This window comes from Streptomyces sp. AC627_RSS907 (assembly GCF_019049165.1).
Genome location: NZ_JAGMUE010001351.1, coordinates 1 through 545, shown reverse-complemented (window position 1 = coordinate 545; position 545 = coordinate 1). Strand labels below are relative to the sequence as shown.

The following is a 545-nucleotide window of genomic DNA, read 5'->3' as shown; positions in this document are numbered from 1 at the left end:
GGGTGGTGGGTGGCTGTGCTGGGGGCCGTCGGAAAGCCCTTCGTCGGGTGCTGTCCGTGGCGCATAGGATTGGGCGCGCGTCACGACCCGGCGCACGGGCCGGCTCCGGTCACACGGCGCCCGGGTCCACGCTCAGGAACCCAGCCCGTTCACCCGCAATCCAGCCCGAACCCAAGCCAAGAACCCAGAGGATCGCTGCATGCCTGGCATCACGCGCGAGGAGGTCGCCCACCTCGCTCGGCTGTCGCGTCTTGAGCTGAAGGACGAAGAGCTCGACCACTTCGCCGAACAGCTCGACGTGATCATCGGCGCGGTCGCCCGCGTTTCCGATGTCGCCTCCGAGGACGTCCCCCCGACCTCCCACCCGCTGCCGCTGACCAACGTCATGCGGCCGGACGAGGTCCGCCCGTCGCTGACCCCGCAGGAGGCGCTGTCCGGCGCCCCGGCCCAGGAGCAGCAGCGTTTCAAGGTTCCGCAGATTCTGGGGGAGGAGTGACCACCGTGCCGGGTACCACCGACCTGACCAAGCTCACGGCGGCCGAGAC

The 545-nt window shown here is 69.9% G+C and carries 1 protein-coding gene; it reads left to right on the top strand.

Features of this window, described 5'->3' with window-relative positions:
• Positions 1-199: 199 nt before the first annotated feature.
• The gene (gene gatC, locus KUM32_RS41870) at positions 200-496 is read left to right on the top strand and encodes an Asp-tRNA(Asn)/Glu-tRNA(Gln) amidotransferase subunit GatC (protein WP_187060759.1); all 297 of its coding nucleotides are present in this window, start codon (positions 200-202) and stop codon (positions 494-496) included.
• Positions 497-545: the final 49 nt, after the last annotated feature.